Here is a 24,090-nt window from a genome sequence, read left to right as displayed (position 1 = left end):
ATTTTTTAGCTGATGTCCAGCTTTAGTAGTTGCGAATGGCGGTGAAGGCCGCAAGCAACTTCTGTGAATCTTTTTTGCCTGGTGCGCTTTCTACACCAGAGTTTAAATCTAATCCCAAGCAACCTAGTGTCGCTGCTTGTTGAGCATTTTCTGGCGACAGTCCGCCCGCTAGCATAATTTGACTTGGGTCACCGATCAGTGACCAGTCGAACACTTGTCCGGTTCCACCTGTTTGAGTGCCAACTTGTGCATCTAATAGGTGACGGTCAATGTTGTCCGAAAGCAGTTCTGGCTTCGCATCTGTCACACCGTAAGCTTTCCAGATTTCAACACATGCTGGTAGCTCTGCTTTTAGCTGATTAACGTAAGCTTGGTCTTCTTGACCGTGCAGTTGCACCGCTTTTAAACCCAAAGAGGTGACGACAGAAGCAACAAAATCGATATCGTGATTTTGGAAAACGCCTACATAGTTCAGTGGAGCACCGCTCATGGTTAAGCGCGCACCTTCAAGGTCGACCGCACGCTTCGAATTCTCGACAAAAATCAGACCACCAAATACCGCACCAGCTTGGTACGCTTTCGCTGCGTCATCTGGGTGCGTTAAGCCACAGACTTTGTTTTCGCCTAACGTCACTTTACGTACTGCAAGTTCAAGGTTGTCTTCCGCCATCAGTGAACTACCAATCAAGAAGCCGTCTGTGTATTCCGCTAAATCACGAACTTGTTGATGTGTATAAATGCCAGATTCTGAGATTACTGTTGCGTTAGGAGCCAGTTCACGAATGGTCGGTGCCAGTTCTTTAGTACGATTCAAATCGGTACTTAGGTCGCGAAGGTTACGGTTATTAATGCCGATAACGCGTGCGCCTAGCTTAACTGCACGATGAAGCTCTTCTTCGTTGCTGACTTCGGTCAAGATACCCATGTTCAGGCTGTGTGCTGCTTCCTCTAGCGCTTTATACTCTTCGTCATTCAGGACAGAAAGCATCAGTAGCACGGCATCAGCACTGTAATGACGTGCTAGGTAAACTTGGTAGGTATCTACCATGAAGTCTTTGCACAGAACGGGTTGTTTGACTTGACCACGTACTTGAGGAAGAAAATCAAAGTTACCTTGGAAGTACTTCTCGTCTGTTAGGACTGAAATTGCATCTGCGTGGTTGTTGTAAACCGATGCAATGTAATCCAAGTCGAAGTGATCACGAATCAAACCTTTAGAAGGAGATGCCTTCTTACATTCGGTGATGAAGGCCGTCTTTTCGCCACTCAGAGCATCGTAGAAGCTGCGGTCCGATGGCTGCAAATCAGACTGAAATGTGCTTAGCGGTTGAGACACCTTACGGTCTGCTACCCACTGATATTTGTCGCGGACAATTTTCGCCAGTACTTCTGCCATTTCTGCTTCTTTCTTAGAAACGTGTTCAGACAGGTTGTCAGCTTGCTGAGTGTTGAAGTCAGTCATCTTCTTCAATTCCTTAAGCGTGTGCGGCAAGTTGTTGTACCAAATGGTACGCCTTGCCTGAATTCATTGCCTCAATCGCTTGTTGCGTGTTGGCTTTTAAATCTTCGTGGCCGAATAGACGCATTAGCAGAGCAACGTTCACTGCCACTGCGCCCAATTGTGCGTCTGTACCTTTACCCGTCAGAATGTTGGTAATGATCGCTTTGTTTTCTTCAGGGTCGCCACCTTTGATTGCTTCTAGTGGGTGCGCTTCTAGACCGAAGTCTGCAGGCGTTAATTTGTATTCTGTGATCTTACCGTCTTTGATTTCGGCAACGGTTGTTTCACCGTGAATTGCTACTTCGTCCAAACCACTGCCGTGTACTACAGCGGCGCGCTTCATACCCATTTGTAGCATGGTTTCTGCGATAGGACGAACCAGTTCTTCACTGTAAACGCCCATCAATTCGATGTTAGGACGAGCAGGGTTAATCAGTGGGCCAAGAATGTTAAAGATGGTGCGTGTTTTCATGGTTTGACGCACTGGCATCGCATGGCGCACACCACCGTGGTATTGAGGTGCAAATAGGAAAGCAACACCGATATCGTCTACCGCTTTGCGCGTATCTTCTGCGCTCATAGCTAGGTTGATACCAAATGAATCAAGAAGGTCAGAAGAACCCGATTTGCTTGAAACGCTGCGGTTACCGTGTTTCGCTACTTTTAGACCACATGCTGCAGCAACAAACGCCGCAGTGGTTGAAATGTTGATGGTGTTGTGACCGTCGCCGCCAGTACCTACGATATCCGCGAAATCATAATCTGGACGAGGGAATGGGTTTGCGTTTGCCAGCAGTGCTTTTGCCGCGCCTGCAATTTCGTCTGGCGTTTCGCCTTTGATTTTTAGTGCAGTCAGCGCTGACGCCATCAAAATTGGATTTAGTTCACCACGGATAATGATGTCGAATAGCTGTTGGCTCTCTTCCTGAGTAAGCGATTCTTGCTCGTACAGTTTGGTAATAATAGGGTTGATGATTGCTTCCATATTTCCTCTCCTAAATTTCTTATGTGCCAAGTGCTTTTTAAGCAGTGAGTGGGGTCGCTGAAGTTTGTTCTTCAAGTGCCCATTCAATGGCATTGGCCAACAGTGTTGCTCCGTAGGTCGTCATAATAGATTCCGGGTGGAACTGGAACCCGCAAACTTTATCTTCTTCATGTACAACAGACATTACCAAGTCATCCACTTCTGCTGTGATGGTTAGGCTCTCAGGAACCTTGGTCGCAACTAGCGAGTGGTAACGTGCAATTGCAAGTGGTGATGGTAGGTTTTGGTAAATCGCATGGTTTTGGTGCTCCATCATAGAGACCTTACCGTGAATGATTTCGCCCGCGCCATCAACGGTGCCGCCGTATGCCTCAACAATTGCTTGGTGACCAAGACAAATGCCGATCATCGGCACTTTGCCTTTCATGCGTTGGATAAGCTCAGGCATTGAGCCAGCCTCTGACGGTGCACCAGGGCCTGGTGATAGCAGGACCACTGGGTTTTCAAGCGCGTTTACCGCTTGTTCAATGGTTTCTGCTGGGATGTTGTTTCGGTAAATCTTGACTGAGTGACCTAGCGAGCGGAATTGATCCACAAGGTTGTAGGTGAACGAGTCAAAGTTGTCGATAAAAATGATATTAGCCATCTCTGAACCCTATTCCTTATTGTGACTTATGCGCTGCTTGGATAGCAGAGATTACCGCTTGTGCTTTGCCGCGCGTTTCGTCTGCTTCCGCTTGTGGATCAGAGTCGAACACCACGCCTGCACCAGCTTGAACTTGAGCAATGCCGTTTTCTACGTAAGCTGAGCGAATGACGATACACGTGTCGAGTGTGCCTTCACCAGTTAGGTAACCAACCGCACCGCCGTAGCTACCGCGACGTGCGCCTTCCACATCGCGAATCAACTGCATTGCGCGAATCTTTGGTGCACCAGTGAGCGTGCCCATGTTCATACACGCTTGGTATGCGTGCAGTGCGTCTAGGTCTTCACGCAGTTGACCAACCACGCGTGATACCAAGTGCATTACGTGGCTGTAACGGTCGACTTTTAGTAGGTCAGCTACGTGGCGAGTGCCTGCTTGTGCGATACGGGCAACGTCGTTACGTGCTAAGTCAACCAACATCATGTGTTCTGCGTTTTCTTTCATGTCTGTGCGCAGTTCAAGTTCGATGCGGCTGTCTAGGTCGAAATCGATCTCTCCATTCGGGCGTTTACCACGGCGACGTGTGCCTGCAATTGGGTAGATTTCAATTTGGTTGGTATCGGTTTCATACTTAAGCGCGCTTTCTGGTGATGCGCCAAACAGAGTGAACAGCTCATCTTGCATGTAGAACATGTAAGGGCTTGGGTTACTTTGTTTCAGTTCTTTATAAGCCGCCAGTGGAGAAGGACAAGGTAGAGTGAATCTACGAGACGGTACAACTTGGAATACATCGCCTTTCACTACGAACTCTTTTAAGTCGCGAACGGTTTGGCAGAAGTCTGCATCAGACACGTTAGGTTCTACCGTTACATCTGTTATTTGCTCTGCACTCGGCAACAGTTTTGGCGCTGCACACTGAGCGCTGATTTCTGCAATACGAGTCTCTAACGCTGTTTTCTCTGAACCATCAACAAACAACGTCGCTTGAAGCTGGCAAGATTCCGTTTGATGGTCGACAACAAGTAGTGTTTCCGCGACGTAGAACACGTAATCTGGACACTGATTTGTTACTTCGGCATTACCAAGCGGCTCAAAGTTTGCGACTAAGTCGTAGGCAAACAGACCACCAAGGAAAATTGCGTGTTTGTCTTGCTGTGAAATATCAAAACTATGCTGAACCAAACGTAGCGCATCGAAAGAAGAGGCTTCACGTAGGCGAGAGTCTTCATCTAACGTGTCGCATGGCTGGTTAAACTGCAAAGTTAGCGTTTCGCCATCGAACTTGCTCTCAACGTCACCACGGATGTTCTGGTTTAGGTGAGACAGTAGGTTTTTACCGTTATTGGTCAAGGCGTGCATGCTAACGGTATGGCCGAAGCAAACAATGCGAACCGCTGAATCTACGATCAGCAGGGATTTTAAATTTTGCTTTGAATCGATCTCAGCAGATTCCAGCAATAGGCTGTCAGTTTTGTTCTCACATAGTGTGTGGAACAAGCGAGTCGGGTCTTGAGTATAAGGGACGGAAGCCGTTAGCACTTCAAGCTGTCCAAGTTTCTTAATTTCAATGGCCTTGTTCACAAGACCTCCTTGTAGCTGTTTAAATCTTCCTGCCGTACATAGTCGCATAAAGCAAACGTTCTCCCAATCTAGAGTTGGCTATATTCGATTAATGTTTAGGCAGTTGAATGTGAAATGAGCAACAAAACAAAAAAGCCCGCTTAAGTAGCGGGCTTTACAACGTTTGGTTCTATAAACTAGAAGTATACGTTTGCCCACCAAGAACTAGTCCAAGTGCGCCACCAAGCAAGATCTGATGAGTTTGCCTTATTAAGACAAACCGCAACTTTCGCTTTTTGGTTTTGGTTAAATTCTTGTAACATGGTGAACCTTAAATTACGTACTTTGTATTTGTGTACTAGTTAACTAGTGCGAGAGTAAAAAGTCAACCCCAAAACGGCATTAAAACGATAAAAATATGAGAATTGATTTACATAGTCACACCACTGCATCGGACGGTCGGTTAGAACCTAAAGATTTAGTGGAAAGGGCGCTGAGTTTTGATATCGAGGTTTTGGCGATCACTGATCACGATACGGTTGACGGTTTGGCGTTAGCTAAGCAATACGTTCAAGATAATAATTTGCCAATAAAAATCATCAATGGCATTGAGATATCGACCGTCTGGCAAAACAAAGACATTCATATTGTCGGCCTGAATATCGATCCGGAAAATGAACAATTATCTGCCCTTATAGAACAGCAGAAGCAGCATCGCATAACACGATCTGAGTTAATTGCAGAGCGACTACAAAAAGCAACTCGAGTAGGTGTGCTTGAAGAGGTAAGGCAAATCGCCGGTGATGCTCCAGTGACAAGAGCGCATTTCGCGAAATGGTTGGTAGATAATGGTTACGCAAAAACCATGCAAATGGTGTTTAAAAAATACCTAACGCGTAATAACCCAGGTTATGTACCACCGAATTGGTGTTCGATGAAGGATGCGGTTGATGCTATCCATGCGGCTGGTGGAATGGCGGTATTAGCGCATCCTGGTAGATATAAGTTGACAGCGAAGTGGATTAAGCGTCTTCTAGCAGCGTTTGTCGAAGCGGGTGGTGATGCGATGGAAGTTGCACAGCCACAGCAAGCGCAACAAGAAAGGCGCAACTTGGCTGATTATGCTATACAATACAAACTATTAGCCTCTCAAGGCAGTGATTTTCACTACCCATCACCGTGGATGGAGCTAGGAAGGAACCTATGGTTGCCTGCTGGCGTCGAACCAGTTTGGAAAGATTGGGGAATAGATCCTTCGTTGAATAATACTCAGTAATACGAAGTCGAGAACCCATAAAAATATAGAGCCGAGAGGCTCGATAATGAGGAATTACAATGAGCCAGTTTTTTTACGTTCACCCAGAAAACCCACAGGCTCGCTTGATTAATCAAGCAGTAGCAATCATTCGTAACGGCGGCGTTGTGGTTTACCCTACTGATTCAGGGTACGCACTTGGCTGTCAGTTGGAGAACAAACAAGCACTGGAACGAATCTGTCAGATTCGTCGTCTGGATGATAAGCATAACTTTACTTTACTGTGTCGTGATTTGTCGGAGCTTTCTCTCTATGCGCGAGTGGATAACTCTGCATTCCGACTGCTGAAAAATAACACACCAGGTCCTTACACCTTCATCTTCAAAGGCACAAAAGAAGTGCCGCGTCGTTTGATGAATGCAAAACGTAAGACCATCGGTATCCGTGTCCCAGACAATCAAATTGCCTTGGACTTGTTGGAAGCATTAGGTGAACCGATGATGTCTACGTCGTTGATTCTACCTGGCAGTGACGTAACAGAATCTGATCCAGAGGATATTCGCGATAAACTAGAACATGCGGTTGATGTGATTCTTAATGGCGGTTACCTAGGTGAACAACCTACGACTGTAATTGACTTTAGCGAAGGTGAACCTGTTGTAGTTCGTTTGGGATCAGGTGACCCTGCACCATTCGAATAGTAGACGCACCACCGCCAAACAAAATAGGAGGCATCGCGCCTCCTATTTTAGTTGTCATATCGAATATCTCATTGAACTTAACTGATTGAGGTTAAGCAAAATCGAAAATGTCGATACCATTTTGTTCTGCATAGTTGATGTATGCAGAGCTCACACCGTTTAGTGTCACTTCAACATTGTATTCATCACTTGAGAATATTGCCCAGCCACATTCATTGTAAGATAAAGTCAGATCATCCGCTGAATCCAAGAACGTATCTCGAATGCCATCGTTATCAGTGTCTCGGCCCATATCAAAGACAAGTTTGTCATGGAAAATATTAAAATCGACAATGTCGGCTTTGACATCAATATCGTTGGAAGATACAGGCTGATCAGGTACACCAATAGCAAGGCGGTTTGTAAGCACGAAGGTGTCGTCTCCACAGCCACCGCTCAGTACTGATTCACCATCACCAACAACGAGCGTGTCGTTACCCCAGCCACCACTCAAGTAGTTGTTGCCTGAATAATCAAAAATTGTGTCGTCGCCACAGCCACCAAAGAGTTTGTCGTTTCCTAATCCGCCGGATAGGAAGTCGTTTCCAAAGCCGCCAGAAACAAAGTCGTTACCTCGGCCACCAAGCAAGGTATCATCTCCCCAGCCACCGAAGACAATATCATTACCTCCGTATCCTACAAACTTATCATCACCACAGAAGCCGAAGAAAATATCGGTTGTTTCAGAGCCTTTTGTGCCTGTCATATCGTCATCTTGAGATGTCCCAAAAATCCAATTTAGGTCGAGATTTAGCATAGACATTGTTCTATTCCTTTTTGTCTGATTTATGCCAATCGCCGAGAGTGCAGAGCGAACCGAGTGAGTCAGAGTACACGATAGCATTAGTGTTATTTTTGATGTGAACTAATGACTTAAAGACAATTTTTGTCTTGTTACCCACGACCTTGCTTTGCTATGAGCGCTCATTGTCTGCGGTGATTGGTATTACTTAGCAGCAAACAGGGACGGCTTATTTTTCGTTGCTTTCTAGCAATACGAACAGTAAACACACCCCAAGTGGTTATTGTTGTAACCCTGACAATTTTATCAGGTACCGCGTGGTTAAAGTGGTTCAGGAAGACCGATATTAGTGGGATTCTCGTTGAGCAATGCCTGCATTAAGTAGTAAAAAAGTTGCAGAATAGGACAAATATTTCGGTCATTTTTGATGTGAATTTTGGTGTGGAGAATGGCGCCGATTTAGCTTACATTAACTAAGAAAGTTACGTATAATGTCCGACCGAAAAATCCCACTGAAATGGGTAAATAGCAAAATGCAGACCAATCCTGGTCTAGACGTCTGTGAAGACGACACATAGGTAGATAAATGAGCGAAAAGTTACAAAAAGTATTAGCACGTGCTGGTCACGGTTCTCGTCGTGAGATTGAATCGTTAATTAAATCTGGTCGCGTTAGCGTGAACGGTGTAGTCGCTAAGCTTGGTGAAAGACTTGAAGACGAGAGCAGCGTAGTTCGTATCGATGGTCACATTGTCTCTGCAAAGATTCAAGAAGAAGTGATTTGTCGTGTACTTGCGTACTACAAACCAGAGGGTGAACTGTGTACTCGTCACGATCCAGAAGGTCGTCGTACTGTTTTTGATCGTCTGCCAAAAATTCGTGGCTCTCGTTGGATTTCAGTTGGTCGTCTGGATGCGAACACTTCTGGTCTTCTACTTTTCACAACGGATGGTGAACTGGCGAACCGCTTAATGCACCCAAGCCGCCAAGTTGAACGTGAATACCTAGTACGTGTGTTCGGTGAAGTAACTGAACAGAAAGTTCGTAATCTAGTCAAAGGTGTTGAACTGGAAGACGGTTTAGCTCGCTTTGAAGATGTTGTTTACGCGGGTGGTGAAGGCATGAACCACACGTTTTACGTTGTTATCAACGAAGGTCGTAACCGCGAAGTTCGTCGACTATGGGAATCGCAAGAGTGTACCGTTAGCCGTCTGAAACGTGTTCGTTACGGCGACATCTTCTTAGACAAGAAACTGCCTCGTGGCGGTTGGATGGAGCTTGACCTGAAAGAAGTAAACTACTTGCGTGAGCTTGTAGAGCTTCGTCCAGAGAAAGAAACCATGCTTGATCTGAACAAAGACAACACGTCACGCAAACGTGAGCGTGCACGCAGCCAAAAAATTCGTCGCGCAGTTAAGCGCCATGAAGAGCGTGTTAACACGCCAAAAGGCCGCAGCAACAACCCTTCTCGTCGTAAGCCGAAGAAGGCTGCTGGTGACCAAGGCGCACGTAACAAGCATCGTTAATCGATAGCAAAACATCAGAAAGGCTTGCCAATTCGGCAAGCCTTTTTCTTATCTGTTACATAACAAAAGGATCTAAAGCCGATATAGAGCAGGGTGCTTTGGATAAACAAATATCTCAGCTAAACAAAAACAACAGATAAAAAAATACCAGCACTAGGCTGGTATTTTTGTTCATGATGAAGAAACGTTAATCGCGTTTCCAAAGCATATGGCAGAACTTATGTTCAGGGTCTCGGCTGATTAGCATACGAGCAAATACGTCATCAAGAACGTCATTTTCCTCATTTACTAGGCCGATACGAACCTCTGCATATACTTCTTTGTCGATCTCGAAGCCAACATGTTCAACCCAGTCATCACCGGTTTCAACAAGTTCTGCGGCACCACGATCTTCAAATTGCGCAGTAAACAGAATCACGTCAGCAGGCTCTAGGTTATCCGGAGCCATCTCAAGGAAAATGTCGTACGCTGCGTCGATGACGTCGTCGTAAGAAATCAAATCAGACATGCTTATGCTCGGCTCATGTATTTACGTTCAGCTGTGTTAATGATAACACGGTCACCAGTTGCAATGTACTCAGGAACCTGGATGACAAGACCTGAAGCGAAGCGTGCTGGCTTAGTGCGAGCAGATGCAGAAGCACCTTTGATTGAAGGGTCAGTTTCTTCAATCACTAGCTCAACAGAAGATGGTAGTTCAATACCCACTGCAGCACCGTTAACAAGGATAATGTGGATACCTTGTGTATCTTCGTTGATGAACAGCATGTCGTCTTCAACTTCATTGTGCTTGAATGTGTATTGTGAGTAGTCTTCGTTATCCATGAAGATGTGCTCATCGCCGTCAGCGTATGAGTACACAACTGCACGTTTGTTCATTTCTACCGTTTCAACAACGTCATCAGACTTGTAACGTTCATCTACACGTGCGCCCGTGTTTAGATCTGTACAACGCATTTTGTAGATTTTAGCGCCGCCACGACCGCCAGGAGTCGTTACTTCGATGTCTTTAACGAGAAGAGTTTTACCATTAGACTCGATTGCGAAGCCTTTTTTGATTTCACTTGCCTTTGGCATTGTATATTCCTATTCATACTTATTAAGCAAAACTCGGTGATTATAGCGCTAAGTTAGCCGCCTAGCATTAAAATTCATTGCAGAAATTTGTTGTTACTCCCATGACTAAACACATGAATGGACTTGATTCAGTGAGTCGGCTAAGAGAACATATAGCCCAACTTCTTGAACCATCTGAGAACACGTTTTAAGTCATGTCTCTGCCTGTTATCGATCCTAAACAACCATTTCAACCAGAGTTTGCGCCTTTAATTAGGGAAGTCACCGCTTGTCTCAAAGGTGGACTGGGGCAAAACTTACACAGCGTTTATGTATACGGTAGTGTTGCTCGTAAAACAGCGATCGCAGGGAAGTCGAACTTAGACCTGGTTGTCGTTACTCAATCATCCTTTGAGCACAATCGCGCGACTTTGCTCAACACAATTAAGTGGCGTGCGCAGCAGAGTTACCCTCACGTTAATGGTGTATCGGTCCGTACAGCCTTAGTGAGCGAAGTAGCTAATTTAGATAGTATTTTCACTTGGGGCTTTATGCTTAAGCATTGCTGTGTCTGTGTTTATGGTGATGATCTAGCAGACTGTTTTGGTGATTACGTCCCAAGTTGGGAAATTGCTAAGCACTGGAATATGGATGTGGAAGATTGGATTACGGCTTATCGCAAAAAAATCGTACAAGCGAAGACGATAGAAGAGCAGGTGGCCGCCCAGCGCGTGATTGCTAAAAAGTTACTAAGAGCGTCATACTCTTTGGTGATGTATCGAGATAAACGTTGGTTTGATGACCCCGTAGAGTGTGGCAAGGTATTCTTAACTTATCATCCTGAAAAGCAGCTTGAGATCGAGCGGCTAGAAATTTTACTTTCTGGCCGGGGGATTCCCAAGCGTTCTGTTATCGGGCTAATTGATGCGTTTGGTGATTGGTTAGTCAAACAGTACCAGAAAACAGAGTTTCGTATCGGCTAAAACAACCCCATTTGTGGCGCTGAAAGCCTGTCAAAGTCCGTCCCAATGAAAGGGAGAATCGCATCTGCAACGGGTTTGAGTTGTTTATCAATGTAATGTTGATAATCAATCGGACTATTGAGGTACTCATAAGGTTCAGGACCGTTCACGGTAATAATGTATTCAATTCGTCCTTTGTTTTGATACTGTAATGGGCGGCCAAGCTTGGCATTTATCTCATCGGCTAAACGAGCTGCACGCACTTGTGGCGGGACGTTCTTCTGATACTCATGCAGTTTTCTGCGCAGTCGCTTTTGATACACTAACTGTTCATCAAATTCACCGTTGTTAGTTTTCTCAACCATCTCTCGGACATAGTCGCTTGGATCTTCACCATGGAAAATCATGCTATAGAGTGTATTTTGAAATTTCTGTGCTAACGAGGTCCAGTCAGTACGGGCACTTTCTAACCCTTTAAATACAATCCGTTCTTGCTCTCCTTCACCGATTAAACCCGCATAGCGCTTTTTCGATCCAGTTTCTGCGCCACGAATCGTTGGCATAAGGAATCTGCGATAATGGGTTTCATACTCGATTTCCAACATAGATGTTAGGTTGTACTCAGAACGCAGGTGTTCTTGCCACCAAGAGTTGATGTAATCAACTAATTGATTTCCAACAGTGTCAGCTTCTACTTGACTGTATGGTCGATTCAAAGACACGAATGTGGAATCCGTATCGCCGTAAATCACTTGATATCCTTGCTCCTCAATCAGCACCTTAGTTTGCTTCATGATTTCATGTCCGCGCATGGTAATACTAGAAGCTAACCGAGTATCAAAGAAACGACATCCCGATGAGCCCAGTACGCCATAAAAGGAGTTCATGATGATTTTGATTGCCTGAGAAAAAGCTTTTTCATTGTTCTTCTTTGCAACATCACGTGCTGCCCAAAGCTTTTCAATCATTTCTGGTAAAAAGTGTTTCGTACGATGGAACTGCCCACCGCGAAAGCCAGGTACAGCCTGATTTTCTTCTTTTCCAATATCGAGCAATAACCCCTCAACTAAACCCATAGGATCAATCAAGAAAGAGCGAATAATCGATGGATATAGACTCTTAAAATCCAATACTAAAACAGAATCATATAGGTTAGGGATGGAGTCCATCACGTAACCGCCGGGGCTCGCAATCCAATTTTCAGGGTGTAGGTTTGGGGCAACGTAGCCTGCTCGGTGTATCTGAGGCATGTATAGGTTTGTGAATGCTGCAACCGAACCGCCGACACGATCCAGTTCGACACCAGTGAGACGAGAGCGCTCTATTGCAAAGTCAAGCAGGTGAGTGTGATTGAAAATCTTGTTCACCAACACGCAGTCTTGTAAGTTATATTTAGCCAGCGATGGTTTGTCGGAGCGGTACATACGATTGATTTCATCCATACGGTCATGAACGTTGTGGATTTCTTTCCCTTCCCCCAAGAGTTCTTGAGATACAGACTCTAATGACCAAGACCGAAAGTGATAAGTCGCCGTTTTTAACGTATCGATACCGTCCATTACAACTCGCCCGGGAATGGAAATAAACCCTTGTTGGCTTTGAGATGAACTTCTGAAAAAGCTGGCTTGGTCTGCTCTGCCAAGCATTAGCTTCATGTTGTGCCATTCTGCTCGTTTGTGTAGCAGGCGAAAGTCAAAATCAATGACGTTCCAACCGACAATGACATCGGGGTCGAATTGTTTAAACCAATCGATGAGTGCTTCTAGAAGCGCCTTTTCATCCTGGACCCATTGTATCGGTGTATCCGAAGGTTCTGGTTCTCCGATCATGATAACGCGGGAATCCATGACGCTGTCTAATCCGATGGAGTAAAGAATGCCTTTCTCAGAGCATTCTAGATCTAACGAGACAACGTTTAACTTCGGCTCATATTGCCCCGTACGGCATTTTGCGTTCTGGACGCGTTGGTAGCCATTGGTGCGAGTCACATTGCCTGTAAACTCGATACTGCCTTTGATAAAACGCTCCATTAGGTAGCGATCGGCGAGGCGAATATCACTTTCATACGTAGTGATATCTTTTTGAGCGAATGTGTCTTTGAGTGCGAGAGCGTCTCTGGTTACATTGGTATAGCAGGCAGCAAGAGGCGTATGTTCAAACGTTTTGAGATCCAAAAGGCGGATGTCGACGAATATGTTTTTTTCTCGTGCGAGTGTCTTTGCTTGTTCTGAGTGTTTCTGAGCGATGAAAAATACTGGCTTCTCACCATTAATAAGTAACTGAGTAGGACCTGCTTCTGTCGAAAGCCACAGCTCGATTTGAGTTTGACCTTTGATGTCTCGTGCCTGTCGAGTTAGCAGGAAGCCTTGTTGAATATTCAAATGTGAGAAACCTTAGAAAACTTGAAGAACGTTAGTTTAACACTAAGAACTGTAAAAATAACCAGTAAAGAAAGCGTCTCAAATTTTTGCTGGAATTAGTGATTACAAGTTAGTCTTTGGTGCAAGAGGGACAGTGTCATTTTAAGTTATAGCGTGTTTCTCTGGGCAATATGAAACCTAGTTACTTGATTTATTGTACTTAATGTTGTTAATTGTCTTTTCTTAGATTTCGGTTCTGCTCATCACGCTCTAAAATAATAGAGTGGTTTATGAATAAGTTCTTGCTAAAGTTTGCGTTTCAGCACATATTCATAGAAAGCAATTTTTTGTCGATTACGTTAGTATATAGGCAGTCATACTGATATCCACATTTAACAAATAATGGTTATGTGGGTGCAGAACCAATACAAAGTGTGGAGATACAAGTTTGATAAATGTTTTCCTTGTAGATGATCACGAGCTGGTTCGCACAGGGATACGACGTATTATTGAAGACGTCCGTGGAATGAACGTAGCAGGAGAAGCTGACAGCGGTGAAGATGCAGTAAAATGGTGTCGCAGTAATCATGCTGACGTCGTTTTAATGGACATGAACATGCCAGGAATTGGTGGCTTGGAAGCCACTAAAAAAATTCTTCGCGTGAATCCTGATGTGAAAATCATCGTACTTACCGTTCATACAGAAAACCCGTTTCCAACCAAGGTGATGCAGGCAGGTGCGTCTGGTTATTTAACCAAAGGTGCTGGCCCTGACGAAATGGTGAATGCGATTCGTGTAGTTAATAGTGGTCAGCGTTACATCTCACCAGAGATTGCGCAGCAGATGGCATTGAGTCAATTTTCTCCAGCCTCTGAGAACCCTTTTAAAGACTTATCCGAACGTGAATTGCAGATCATGCTTATGATCACCAAAGGCCAAAAGGTAACGGATATTTCTGAGCAACTTAATTTAAGTCCAAAGACAGTCAACAGCTATCGCTACCGACTCTTTAGTAAATTGGACATTAATGGTGACGTTGAGTTAACTCACTTAGCGATTCGCCACGGAATGCTGGACACCGAGACCCTTTAGCGTGAATCCTCCTTTCGATTCGGCTTCCTTTCTCAAGACAGTAACTCATCAGCCCGGCGTTTACAGAATGTACAACGCCGAAGCTGTTGTAATCTACGTAGGTAAAGCCAAAGACCTTAAAAAGCGCCTTTCAAGCTACTTTCGAAAAAAAGTAGACAGTGAGAAAACTCGCGCGCTTGTCAGTAATATCGCCAAAATAGACGTCACGGTGACTCACACTGAGACAGAAGCGTTGATCTTAGAGCATAACTACATCAAGCAGTATTTGCCGAAATACAATGTGTTGCTGCGAGATGATAAGTCTTACCCTTATATCTTTATTAGCGGTCATAAGCACCCACGGCTTTCTATCCACCGTGGCGCCAAGAAGCGCAAAGGTGAATATTTTGGCCCCTACCCAGATTCTGGTGCAGTAAGAGAAACATTGCATTTGCTGCAAAAGATACTTCCTGTGCGCCAGTGTGAAGACACTGTCTATTCCAACCGAACGCGCCCATGTTTGATGTACCAAATTGGTCGCTGTGCAGGACCATGCGTTAATACCATCATTTCTGATGAAGAATATGCAGAGTTGGTTGGCTTTGTGCGCATGTTTTTGCAAGGCAAAGATCAGCAAGTACTCAAACAGTTGATTGAGAAAATGGAAGTTGCCAGTCAGCAATTGCGCTTTGAAGATGCCGCTAAATTTCGCGATCAAATCCAAGCGATTAGGCGTGTTCAAGAGCAGCAGTACGTCTCAGAAGACAGCATGGATGATATGGATGTACTCGGGTTTGCTCAGGAGAATGGTATCGCGTGTATCCATATCCTGATGATACGCCAAGGCAAAGTGCTTGGTAGCCGTAGCCATTTTCCGAAAATCCCACAAAATACAAGCCAGCAGGAAGTGTTCGATAGTTTTCTGACTCAATACTATTTGAGCCATAACGAAGCACGTACAATTCCTTCTCGTATTATTTTGAATCAAGAGTTGGCAGAAGATATTGCGCCAATACAGAAAGCGTTAAGTGAAGTGGCAGGCCGTAAGGTTCATTTTCATACGTCGCCAACTGGCTCTCGAGCAAGGTATCTCAAGCTTTCGAACACGAATGCACTAACGGCGATTACCACCAAAATCAATCACAAGATGACGATTAATCAGCGTTTTCATGCGCTTCGCGAAACATTGAAGTTGGAGTCTATAGCTCGAATGGAATGTTTTGATATCTCCCATACGATGGGGGAAAGCACGATTGCGTCATGTGTGGTGTTCAACAACGAAGGCCCCGTAAAGCAAGAGTATCGTCGCTACAACATTACTGGGATTACCGGTGGTGATGATTACGCAGCAATGGGACAAGCGTTGGAGCGCCGTTATTCGAAGCAATTGGACGTAGAGAAAATTCCCGACATCATCTTTATCGATGGCGGTAAAGGTCAGTTAAATCGTGCGCATGACATCATTTCGCAGTACTGGGGGGATTGGCCAAAGCGTCCTATCATGATTGGTATTGCAAAAGGCGTTACTCGCAAACCAGGTTTAGAAACGCTGATTACAGTCGATGGGGACGAGTTTCATTTACCAAGCGATGCTCCTGCGCTGCATCTTATCCAACATATTCGTGATGAAAGCCATAACCATGCTATAGCGGGGCACCGTGCTAAGCGAGGTAAAACCAGACGTACGAGTGCACTCGAAGGGATTGAGGGAATCGGCCCTAAACGACGTCAGGCGTTACTCAAGTACATGGGTGGGTTACAAGAACTTAAACGTGCAAGTGTCGAAGAAATCGCCAAAGTACCGGGAATAAGTCACTCTTTAGCAGAAATTATTTTCCAAGCATTGAAACAATAAGGAAAATCGCGCAACATTAAGCCGCAATGTGTAAGAGAATAATAAAATGCGTTTGAATATCCCGAACATTCTGTCTCTTCTTAGACTGTTCCTAATCCCTGTTTTTGTGGTTGTCTTTTATCTACCTTATTCATGGGCACCGTTTGCAGCAGCAATGGTGTTTTGGGTAGCGGGTTTTACTGACTGGCTTGACGGCATGTTGGCCCGTAAACTTGGCCAAACTTCTCGTTTTGGCGCGTTTATTGATCCTGTCGCTGATAAAGTGCTAGTGGCAACGGCATTGATTCTAATCACGGAACATTATCATTCAATTTGGGTGACCATTCCTGCGGTAACGATGATTGCGCGAGAAATCATTATCTCAGCATTGCGAGAATGGATGGCTGAAATCGGTAAGCGAGCGAGTGTTGCGGTATCTTGGGTTGGCAAAGTAAAAACTGTTTCGCAAATGTTCGCCTTATGGGTGTTGATATGGCGTTACGATGAATGGATGGTTTGGCTAGGCTTTGCGGCCTTGTATGTGGCAACTTTCTTGACATATTGGTCAATGATTCAATATTTGGCTGCTGCGAAAGACGATCTGTTGAATGAAGAGCACCATTAAATTCTGATGTTAGAAAGCAGGCTTAATAGCCTGCTTTTTTGTATCTAAGACAATCTACAGCATTTTTTGGCTTCTCTCGCTTTTCAATGCTTGCTAATGGCCATGTTTGCAATTTGTATCTGGGGCTTTTGCTTCGATAGAGTTCTATTTGTGATCTAAGTCTTGTTTTTGTCCTTGGAGAGTCTTAGAGAGGCGAGTCTTCTGATTATTAATACTTCAATGCACGCAACGCACGGCCAACAGTGTAAGGCGTAGCCAAAGTTTTATGATAAACAAGTGTATTTAAGCGATTTTTAGTATTAAAACTAAGCAATCCATCGTCTTTCGCACAAATTCTAGTCAAACGATTTAAAAAAATAAAAATAGTGTTGACTCGATCGCTCGAATCCGTAGAATGCATCCCGTACCCAAGAGAGCACGGCTCGAAAGGGTGGTGAAAAAGCTTAGCTTTATTCACAAATGAGGCGCCTTGGCAGAGTGGCTATGCAGCGGATTGCAAATCCGTGGACCTCGGTTCGACTCCGGGAGGCGCCTCCATTATTCTTTTGAGAGCGAATGGCTTTCGAGAAAAATGCGACACTAGCTCAGTTGGTAGAGCGCAACCTTGCCAAGGTTGAGGTCACGAGTTCGAACCTCGTGTGTCGCTCCAAATTTTATTGATATGGCATTGGCGATATCAGATGGTGTTTTACTTTTCTGTAAAGGCATCACAAAGAATATTTGTGTGCCCTGGTGGTGGAATTGGTAGACACAAGGGATTTAAAATCCCTCGACGTTCGCGTTGTGCCGGTTCAAGTCCGGCCCGGGGCACCATCTCATATTAAATGCGACACTAGCTCAGTTGGTAGAGCGCAACCTTGCCAAGGTTGAGGTCACGAGTTCGAACCTCGTGTGTCGCTCCAGATTTAAGGCCTAACATGAAAATGTTAGGCCTTTTTCGTATTTTTTTGAAAATCTCAAACTTCTTTTCTGTCACAGACTTCGTTAAGTAGCGAACCCTTTGTCTCATTGACTCAAGTGATTGTTAATTCTGCCATTGCAAAACATCTTAGCTATTCCTACTAGTCTATGTTTAAACCATCACTTGTGGTGAATAACCACTCTTACTCCAGGCAAAGCTGTGACGAGAATGCTATCTTTTTAAATGTTCCGGATATAGAAAGGAATGTTTTACGATTAAGCAGCACAACCTTAAACCTCTGTTTAGATGAGGTGATGATATCTCAAGAATATTTGTTTAAATAACAGCTATTTGAGAGAAGCAGAAAAGCATAGCTCATGAATATGAACATGTGAGTTGCAATGGGGTATGTTTTGTTGTGATTTACATCACTGTTACTAATATGAAAAATCGTTGCCAGAAGATTTTATTTTGTGATAAATTCGCGCGCAATCTCGGAGCGTAATTAACAACGTTTGATCTCTGGGGGATACGCGTAGTGACCATTCAAGCTGATTGTGACACTGCGTAGGGTAGGTATCGGCAAAGCCTTTTGTCGATAGACGGGATACTAATGCTGTAAACGCGGCATATTAATGGGAAACCCAACATTGAAACCTTTGAATAAACACACACTAATCAGCTTCATACTGCCGAAATGTCCTGTTTTACAAAACGGGTGCATTACAGAACCTTGATTAATCCCTTTTACATGTAAAGTCGCGAGTATCGTGGCGGATGATCTGTATTTGTCATTTATGCACTGACAAATGCGGAGGGGTATTCACACCTCCTGTAATTTCATTCTAATGATTATTAATACAGGATACAGAATTATTATAATTCAAGGGATTATGTAGTATGAGCACTGCCTTTGAAGTCGATAGCAATATCGCAAACATTTTTTCGTCTCAGGTTCCTATCGTTGAGGGAACGTATGACTTAACGCCAGATCAAGTATTGATTGATCAGGCTGAGCATGAATCTGAAGTACGTTCTTATCCACGTCGTTTGCCGATCGCAATTAAACAAGCCTTTGGGTGCTTGGTTGAAGATACGCGTGGACAGATCTTTCTAGACTGCCTTGCGGGGGCAGGCACTCTAGCTTTGGGGTATAACCATCCTGAAATAAACCAAGCGCTGAAAGAACAATTAGATTCAGGACTGCCATATCAGACGCTAGATATTGCAACATCAGCAAAAACGACGTTTATTCAATCCGTTAAGTCTTTTCTTCCTCAAGAGTTAAGCGAGAACAGCGTTATCCAATTTTGTGGCCCGTCTGGAGCTGATGCGGTTGAAGCTGCTATCAAGCTCGCGAAACAGACTACCGGTCGCAACACTATGTTTGCCTTCCGTGGCGCATACCATGGTATGACTAATGGTACGATGGGGATGATGGGTAACTTAGGCACGAAAGCTCGTCGAACTGGTTTGATGTCGGATGTGCACTTTATGCCTTTCCCATACAACCTGCGTTGTCCTTTTGGGCTTGGCGGTGATGAAGGTGCGAAAGCAAGTATTCGCTATATCGATCGTCTTTTAAACGATGATGAGTCAGGCATTATGAAGCCTGCCGCGATTATCGTGGAGCCAGTGCAAGGTGAGGGTGGTGTTGTTCCTGCGCCAGCATTCTGGCTACGAGAGTTACGTCGTATTTGTGATGAACACGGTATCTTACTGATCTTCGATGAGATCCAGTGTGGTGTTGGTAAAACTGGCTACAATTTCGCGTTCGAAGAGTCGGGCATTGTTCCAGATATTCTGTGTTTATCAAAAGCAATTGGTGGTGGCTTACCAATGTCGCTATTGGTTATCAACAAGCAACATGATACATGGAAGCCGGGCGAGCACACAGGTACATTTCGTGGTAACCAGCTAGCTATGGTCTCTGGTGCGAAAGCATTAGAAATTATCCAGCGTGATAATCTTGTTGAGCATGCCAATATTGCGGGTCAGTACTTGCGCTACGGCCTTGAAAGTATTCAAAAGCGTGTGAACTGTATCGCAGAGGTTCGTGGCAAAGGTTTGATGCTAGGCGTGGAGATTAAAAATCCAGACGGTGAGCTCAATAAATTTGGTGAACCTCAAGCGGATAGTGAACTCACACTTTCTATTCAACGTGCAGCACTTGAGCGTGGCTTGATCGTTGAGAAAGGTGGACGCGAAGGCGCAGTAATTCGTTTCCTTCCTCCTCTTATCATCTCGTTTGAACAAATCGACTTTGCTTTACGTGTATTTGAAGACGCGATTTTAGCCGCAGGCGGTAGTCACATCGAAACTCAGCCACAAGATGAATGGAAGAAGCATTTCATCCACACTGGAGAGATGGGCAGCAATGAATTTGCTTCGGTGATGAATCACACTACTACGGTAATGAAGTCAGTGTTTGAACAAGTGACTGCACCGTATTCAGGTATGGATCCAAAAGCATTGGAAGCAGCGATTCACGACGTTGATCTTGATAATGGAAATGCGCCTCTTAAAACCGTTATCGACGATGCTGCTGAGCTGGTCGCGAAAAACGCAATTTTTACTCAACATCCAGATTGTATTGCTCACCTACATACTCCACCGTTGATGCCAGCGATTGCGGCAGAGGCAATGATTGCGGCTTTGAACCAGTCGATGGACTCATGGGATCAAGCTTCATCAGCGACTTATGTTGAACAGAAAGTTGTGAACTGGCTATGCGATAAATATGAGTTAGGTGAAAAAGCGGACGGTATCTTCACGAGCGGCGGTACGCAAAGTAACCAAATGGGTTTGATGCTTGCGCGAGATTGGATTGCTGACAAACTCAGTGCGCACTCAATTCAAAAGCTTGGCCTTCCTGAATACGCAGACAAGCTACGTATTGTATGTTCGAAAAAATCCCACTTCACGGTTCAAAAATCAGCCTCTTGGATGGGATTGGGTGAAAAAGCGGTCATGACCGTCGATGCTAATGCCGATGGAACGATGGATGTCACTAAATTAGACGAAGTTCTCAATCAGGCCAAAGCAGAAGGTTTGATCCCATTTGCCATTGTTGGTACAGCGGGTACAACGGACCACGGTGCTATTGATGACTTAGACTTTATCGCCGATATCGCAGCGAAACATGACATGTGGATGCACGTTGACGGTGCATACGGTGGAGCTCTGATTCTAAGTAGCCAAAAAACACGTCTGAAAGGTTGTGAGCGTGCACATTCCATCAGCGTAGACTTCCATAAGCTGTTTTACCAAACCATCAGTTGTGGTGCGCTATTGGTAAATGACAAGTCTAACTTTAAATTCCTGCTTCACCATGCAGACTACTTGAACCGCGAACACGACGAACTACCGAACTTGGTGGATAAGTCTATTGCGACAACTAAGCGTTTTGATGCGCTCAAAGTGTTTATGACGATGCAAAGCGTAGGGCCAAAAGCCCTAGGCGATATGTATGATCATTTGCTTGAACAGACGCTTGAAGTGGCGGACATGATTCGAGATAACAAACACTTTGAGTTGTTGGCTGAACCATCACTATCTACGGTTCTGTTCCGCGCGACACATGAATCAGCGGATCTTGATGAACTGAACAAAACGTTGCGCTTAGAAGCGTTAACACGCGGTATCGCGGTATTGGGTGAAACCATTGTCGACGATAAAACTGCATTGAAATTTACGATTTTGAACCCGTGTCTGACGACGGCGGACTTTGAATCTTTGCTCTCAAAAATCAATACGCTAGCGGCAGAGCTAGTTTAACAAAGGTAACGGAAAACTATGGCAATTCTACAGATTGGTGCAGGCGGCGTTGGCTGGGTAGTTGCACATAAAGCAGCACAAAACAACGACGTTCTGGGTGATATCACAATCGCATCACGTACCGTAGGTAAGTGTGAGAAAATCATCGAATCGATTCAGAAGAAAAACAATCTGAAAGATTCAACTAAGAAATTAGAAGCGCGAGCGGTAAACGCGGACGACGTAGATTCTTTAGTTGCTTTAATTAAAGAAGTACAACCTGACTTAGTGATCAACGCAGGTCCTCCTTGGGTGAACATGTCTATTATGGAAGCATGTTACCAAGCTAAAGTGTCATACCTTGATACATCTGTTGCGGTTGATTTGTGCTCTGAAGGCCAACAAGTACCTCAAGCTTACGATTGGCAGTGGGGTTACCGTGAGAAGTTTGAAGAAGCGGGCATTACAGGTATTCTTGGTGCTGGTTTCGATCCGGGCGTAGTATCGGTGTTTGCCGCATACGCAGTGAAGCATCTGTTCGATGAAATCGATACTATCGACGTAATGGATGTAAACGCAGGCGACCACGGTAAGAAGTTCGCAACTAACTTTGATCCAGAAACGAACATGCTTGAGATTCAAGGCGATTCGTTCTACTGGGAAAGCGGCGAGTGGAAACAAGTACCTTGTCACTCACGTATGCTTGAGTTTGAATTCCCGAATTGTGGTTCTCACAAAGTGTACTCAATGGCGCATGACGAAGTTCGATCTATGCAAGAGTTCATCCCGGCGAAACGCATCGAATTCTGGATGGGCTTTGGTGACCGTTACCTAAACTACTTCAATGTGATGCGCGACATCGGTCTACTCAGCCCAGATCCACTAACGCTTCATGACGGTACGGTTGTTCAACCTTTGCACGTGCTAAAAGCACTACTACCAGATCCAACATCACTCGCGCCAGGCTACACTGGCCTAACGTGTATCGGTACTTGGGTTCAAGGTAAGAAAGATGGTAAAGAGCGCAGTGTATTTATTTACAACAACGCTGATCACGAAGTCGCATACGAAGATGTTGAACACCAAGCTATCTCATACACCACTGGCGTACCAGCGATCACTGCGGCTTTGCAGTTCTTCCGTGGCAAATGGGCAGACAAAGGCGTGTTCAACATGGAGCAGCTAGATCCAGACCCATTCCTAGAAACCATGCCATCTATTGGTCTAGATTGGCATGTTCAAGAACTGGAGCCAGGACAACCTGTTATCCATAAATTGAAGTAAGAATTTAGCGACTCTTATTTGTACGTTTAAGCCGATGCACTTGCGTCGGCTTTGTTCGATTTTATAGTGTCTTTGCTAAGGCGAAGAGACGTAAGGTATCAAAATGCAACAAAACGAACTAAAAACGCCATACTTCATGATCAATGAAGACAAGCTGATTGAGAACCTAGAGAAAGCAAAACAGCTAAAAGACATCTCTGGTGTGAAGCTTGTATTAGCACTGAAGTGCTTCTCAACATGGGGTGTATTCGACATCATCAAGCCTTACCTAGACGGAACAACAAGTTCTGGCCCGTTTGAAGTGAAGCTTGGCTACGAAACGTTCGGTGGTGAGACACACGCATACAGTGTGGGTTACAGCGAAGATGACGTTCGCGATGTGGCGGACATCTGTGACAAGATGATCTTTAACTCTCAGTCACAGCTAGCGGCTTATCGTCATATTGTCGAAGGCAAAGCATCGATTGGCTTGCGCCTAAACCCAGGTGTGAGCTATGCAGGGCAAGACTTAGCAAACCCAGCGCGTCAATTCTCTCGTCTTGGTGTTCAGGCTGATCACATCAAACCGGAAATTTTTGATGGTATTGATGGCGTAATGTTCCACATGAACTGTGAGAACAAAGACGTGGATGCGTTTATCGGCTTACTCGATGCTATTTCAGCTCAGTTTGGCGAGTACCTAGATAAGCTGGACTGGGTAAGCATGGGCGGCGGCGTGTTCTTCACATGGCCGGGTTATGACATCGAAAAGCTTGGCCTAGCGCTGAAAGCGTTTGCTGAAAAACACGGCGTGCAAATGTACCTAGAACCGGGCGAAGCGATCATTACCAAGACGACTGACCTAGTGGTCACTGTGGTTGATATCGTTGAGAACGTAAAGAAGACGGCGATTGTCGATTCAGCCACAGAAGCTCACCGCTTAGATACGTTGATCTACAATGAGCCAGCGTCAATTCTTGAAGCATCTGAAAATGGTGAACACGAGTATGTGATCGGCTCGTGCTCTTGTTTGGCTGGAGACCAGTTCTGCGTGGCGAACTTCGAACAGCCTCTAGAGATAGGACAGCGTCTGCATATTCTAGATAGTGCCGGTTACACCATGGTGAAACTGAACTGGTTTAACGGTCTACGTATGCCGTCGGTCTACTGTGAACGCTCGAATGGTGACATTCAAAAACTGAATGAATTTGACTACTCTGATTTCAAACGTTCACTGTCTCAGTGGTCAGTGATATAAAACGTATTGAGTATTAGAACGACAAAGAGCAGCTGAATTGCTGCTCTT

The 24,090-nt window shown here is 44.9% G+C and carries 19 protein-coding genes, 4 tRNA genes and 1 other annotated feature; of the genes, 14 read left to right on the top strand and 9 right to left on the bottom strand.

Going from position 1 to position 24,090, the window contains the following annotated elements; genetic code table 11:
* Positions 1–22 precede the first annotated feature (22 nt).
* The 5 genes from trpCF to R7Q38_RS06160 form a co-directional block, all read right to left on the bottom strand.
* Positions 23–1,462, bottom strand: a complete 1,440-nt coding sequence (trpCF, locus tag R7Q38_RS06180) for a bifunctional indole-3-glycerol-phosphate synthase TrpC/phosphoribosylanthranilate isomerase TrpF (RefSeq protein WP_213896209.1) — start codon at positions 1,460–1,462, stop codon at positions 23–25.
* A 13-nt stretch (positions 1,463–1,475) separates the two neighbouring features.
* Positions 1,476–2,486 carry an anthranilate phosphoribosyltransferase gene (gene trpD, locus R7Q38_RS06175; protein ID WP_213960494.1) on the bottom strand — a complete coding sequence of 337 codons (1,011 nt, stop codon included), beginning with the start codon at positions 2,484–2,486 and terminating at the stop codon, positions 1,476–1,478.
* A gap of 37 nt (positions 2,487–2,523) precedes the next feature.
* A complete protein-coding gene (locus tag R7Q38_RS06170; RefSeq protein ID WP_213960495.1) occupies positions 2,524–3,132 on the bottom strand; it encodes an aminodeoxychorismate/anthranilate synthase component II in 609 nt (202 codons plus the stop codon).
* 16 nt (positions 3,133–3,148) lie between these two features.
* On the bottom strand, positions 3,149–4,714 hold the full coding sequence (locus R7Q38_RS06165; protein ID WP_318114161.1) for an anthranilate synthase component 1: 1,566 nt from the start codon (positions 4,712–4,714) through the stop codon (positions 3,149–3,151).
* 126 nt (positions 4,715–4,840) lie between these two features.
* Positions 4,841–4,944 (bottom strand) — a sequence feature (Trp leader region).
* Positions 4,891–5,016: a trp operon leader peptide gene (locus R7Q38_RS06160; RefSeq protein WP_005376787.1), complete on the bottom strand. Its 126-nt coding sequence runs from the start codon at positions 5,014–5,016 to the stop codon at positions 4,891–4,893. It overlaps the preceding feature by 54 nt.
* A gap of 95 nt (positions 5,017–5,111) precedes the next feature.
* On the opposite strand from R7Q38_RS06160, the gene rnm reads away from it, so the two are divergent.
* Both rnm and R7Q38_RS06150 read left to right on the top strand, forming a co-directional pair.
* Positions 5,112–5,969, top strand: a complete 858-nt coding sequence (gene rnm, locus R7Q38_RS06155) for an RNase RNM (protein WP_005386777.1) — start codon at positions 5,112–5,114, stop codon at positions 5,967–5,969.
* Positions 5,970–6,028: 59 nt separating this feature from the next.
* Positions 6,029–6,649 (top strand): L-threonylcarbamoyladenylate synthase, encoded by a 621-nt coding sequence (locus tag R7Q38_RS06150; protein WP_005376791.1) that lies wholly within the window; start codon positions 6,029–6,031, stop codon positions 6,647–6,649.
* Between the two features lie 91 nt (positions 6,650–6,740).
* On the opposite strand, the gene R7Q38_RS06145 is transcribed toward R7Q38_RS06150, so the two are convergent.
* Complete coding sequence (locus R7Q38_RS06145) at positions 6,741–7,451, bottom strand: calcium-binding protein (RefSeq protein ID WP_031781065.1); 711 nt, start codon at positions 7,449–7,451, stop codon at positions 6,741–6,743.
* 565 nt (positions 7,452–8,016) lie between these two features.
* Between R7Q38_RS06145 and rluB the strand changes: the two genes are divergently transcribed.
* Positions 8,017–8,955 carry a 23S rRNA pseudouridine(2605) synthase RluB gene (gene rluB, locus R7Q38_RS06140; RefSeq protein ID WP_054701249.1) on the top strand — a complete coding sequence of 313 codons (939 nt, stop codon included), beginning with the start codon at positions 8,017–8,019 and terminating at the stop codon, positions 8,953–8,955.
* A 187-nt stretch (positions 8,956–9,142) separates the two neighbouring features.
* Here rluB and R7Q38_RS06135 read toward each other — a convergent pair whose 3' ends face one another.
* Positions 9,143–9,463, bottom strand: a complete 321-nt coding sequence (locus R7Q38_RS06135; protein WP_005376800.1) for an HI1450 family dsDNA-mimic protein — start codon at positions 9,461–9,463, stop codon at positions 9,143–9,145.
* A 2-nt stretch (positions 9,464–9,465) separates the two neighbouring features.
* Positions 9,466–10,032 (bottom strand): elongation factor P-like protein YeiP, encoded by a 567-nt coding sequence (gene yeiP / locus R7Q38_RS06130; RefSeq protein WP_005376801.1) that lies wholly within the window; start codon positions 10,030–10,032, stop codon positions 9,466–9,468.
* 194 nt (positions 10,033–10,226) lie between these two features.
* On the opposite strand from yeiP, the gene R7Q38_RS06125 reads away from it, so the two are divergent.
* Entirely contained in the window at positions 10,227–10,994 is a 768-nt protein-coding gene (locus tag R7Q38_RS06125) for a hypothetical protein (protein WP_005386779.1), read from the top strand.
* On the opposite strand, the gene R7Q38_RS06120 is transcribed toward R7Q38_RS06125, so the two are convergent.
* On the bottom strand, positions 10,991–13,354 hold the full coding sequence (locus R7Q38_RS06120) for a DNA polymerase II (protein ID WP_115386159.1): 2,364 nt from the start codon (positions 13,352–13,354) through the stop codon (positions 10,991–10,993). The two genes, R7Q38_RS06125 and R7Q38_RS06120, sit on opposite strands and share 4 nt — an antisense overlap.
* A 427-nt stretch (positions 13,355–13,781) precedes the next feature.
* On the opposite strand from R7Q38_RS06120, the gene uvrY reads away from it, so the two are divergent.
* The 10 genes from uvrY (at position 13,782) to nspC (ending at position 24,042) form a co-directional block, all read left to right on the top strand.
* On the top strand, positions 13,782–14,426 hold the full coding sequence (uvrY, locus tag R7Q38_RS06115) for a UvrY/SirA/GacA family response regulator transcription factor (RefSeq protein WP_005386783.1): 645 nt from the start codon (positions 13,782–13,784) through the stop codon (positions 14,424–14,426).
* A 1-nt stretch (position 14,427) separates the two neighbouring features.
* On the top strand, positions 14,428–16,260 hold the full coding sequence (gene uvrC / locus R7Q38_RS06110; RefSeq protein WP_239938488.1) for an excinuclease ABC subunit UvrC: 1,833 nt from the start codon (positions 14,428–14,430) through the stop codon (positions 16,258–16,260).
* 46 nt (positions 16,261–16,306) lie between these two features.
* Complete coding sequence (gene pgsA / locus R7Q38_RS06105) at positions 16,307–16,864, top strand: CDP-diacylglycerol--glycerol-3-phosphate 3-phosphatidyltransferase (RefSeq protein WP_005394805.1); 558 nt, start codon at positions 16,307–16,309, stop codon at positions 16,862–16,864.
* A gap of 463 nt (positions 16,865–17,327) precedes the next feature.
* Positions 17,328–17,401 (top strand) — tRNA-Cys (locus tag R7Q38_RS06100).
* 36 nt (positions 17,402–17,437) lie between these two features.
* Positions 17,438–17,513: transfer RNA gene (locus R7Q38_RS06095), tRNA-Gly, on the top strand.
* A gap of 77 nt (positions 17,514–17,590) precedes the next feature.
* Positions 17,591–17,677, top strand: a tRNA-Leu gene (locus R7Q38_RS06090).
* Positions 17,678–17,690: 13 nt separating this feature from the next.
* Positions 17,691–17,766: transfer RNA gene (locus R7Q38_RS06085), tRNA-Gly, on the top strand.
* Positions 17,767–18,665: 899 nt separating this feature from the next.
* Entirely contained in the window at positions 18,666–21,542 is a 2,877-nt protein-coding gene (locus R7Q38_RS06080; protein WP_170897285.1) for a pyridoxal phosphate-dependent class III aminotransferase, read from the top strand.
* 18 nt (positions 21,543–21,560) lie between these two features.
* Complete coding sequence (locus R7Q38_RS06075) at positions 21,561–22,805, top strand: carboxynorspermidine synthase (protein ID WP_132936799.1); 1,245 nt, start codon at positions 21,561–21,563, stop codon at positions 22,803–22,805.
* A gap of 103 nt (positions 22,806–22,908) precedes the next feature.
* On the top strand, positions 22,909–24,042 hold the full coding sequence (gene nspC / locus R7Q38_RS06070) for a carboxynorspermidine decarboxylase (RefSeq protein WP_017820473.1): 1,134 nt from the start codon (positions 22,909–22,911) through the stop codon (positions 24,040–24,042).
* Positions 24,043–24,090: the final 48 nt, after the last annotated feature.

This window comes from Vibrio sp. Vb0598 (genome assembly GCF_033338935.1).
GTDB lineage: Bacteria > Pseudomonadota > Gammaproteobacteria > Enterobacterales > Vibrionaceae > Vibrio > Vibrio alginolyticus.
Note: the sequence above shows the minus strand (reverse complement) of the source record. Positions and strands in the feature narration are given on the sequence as shown.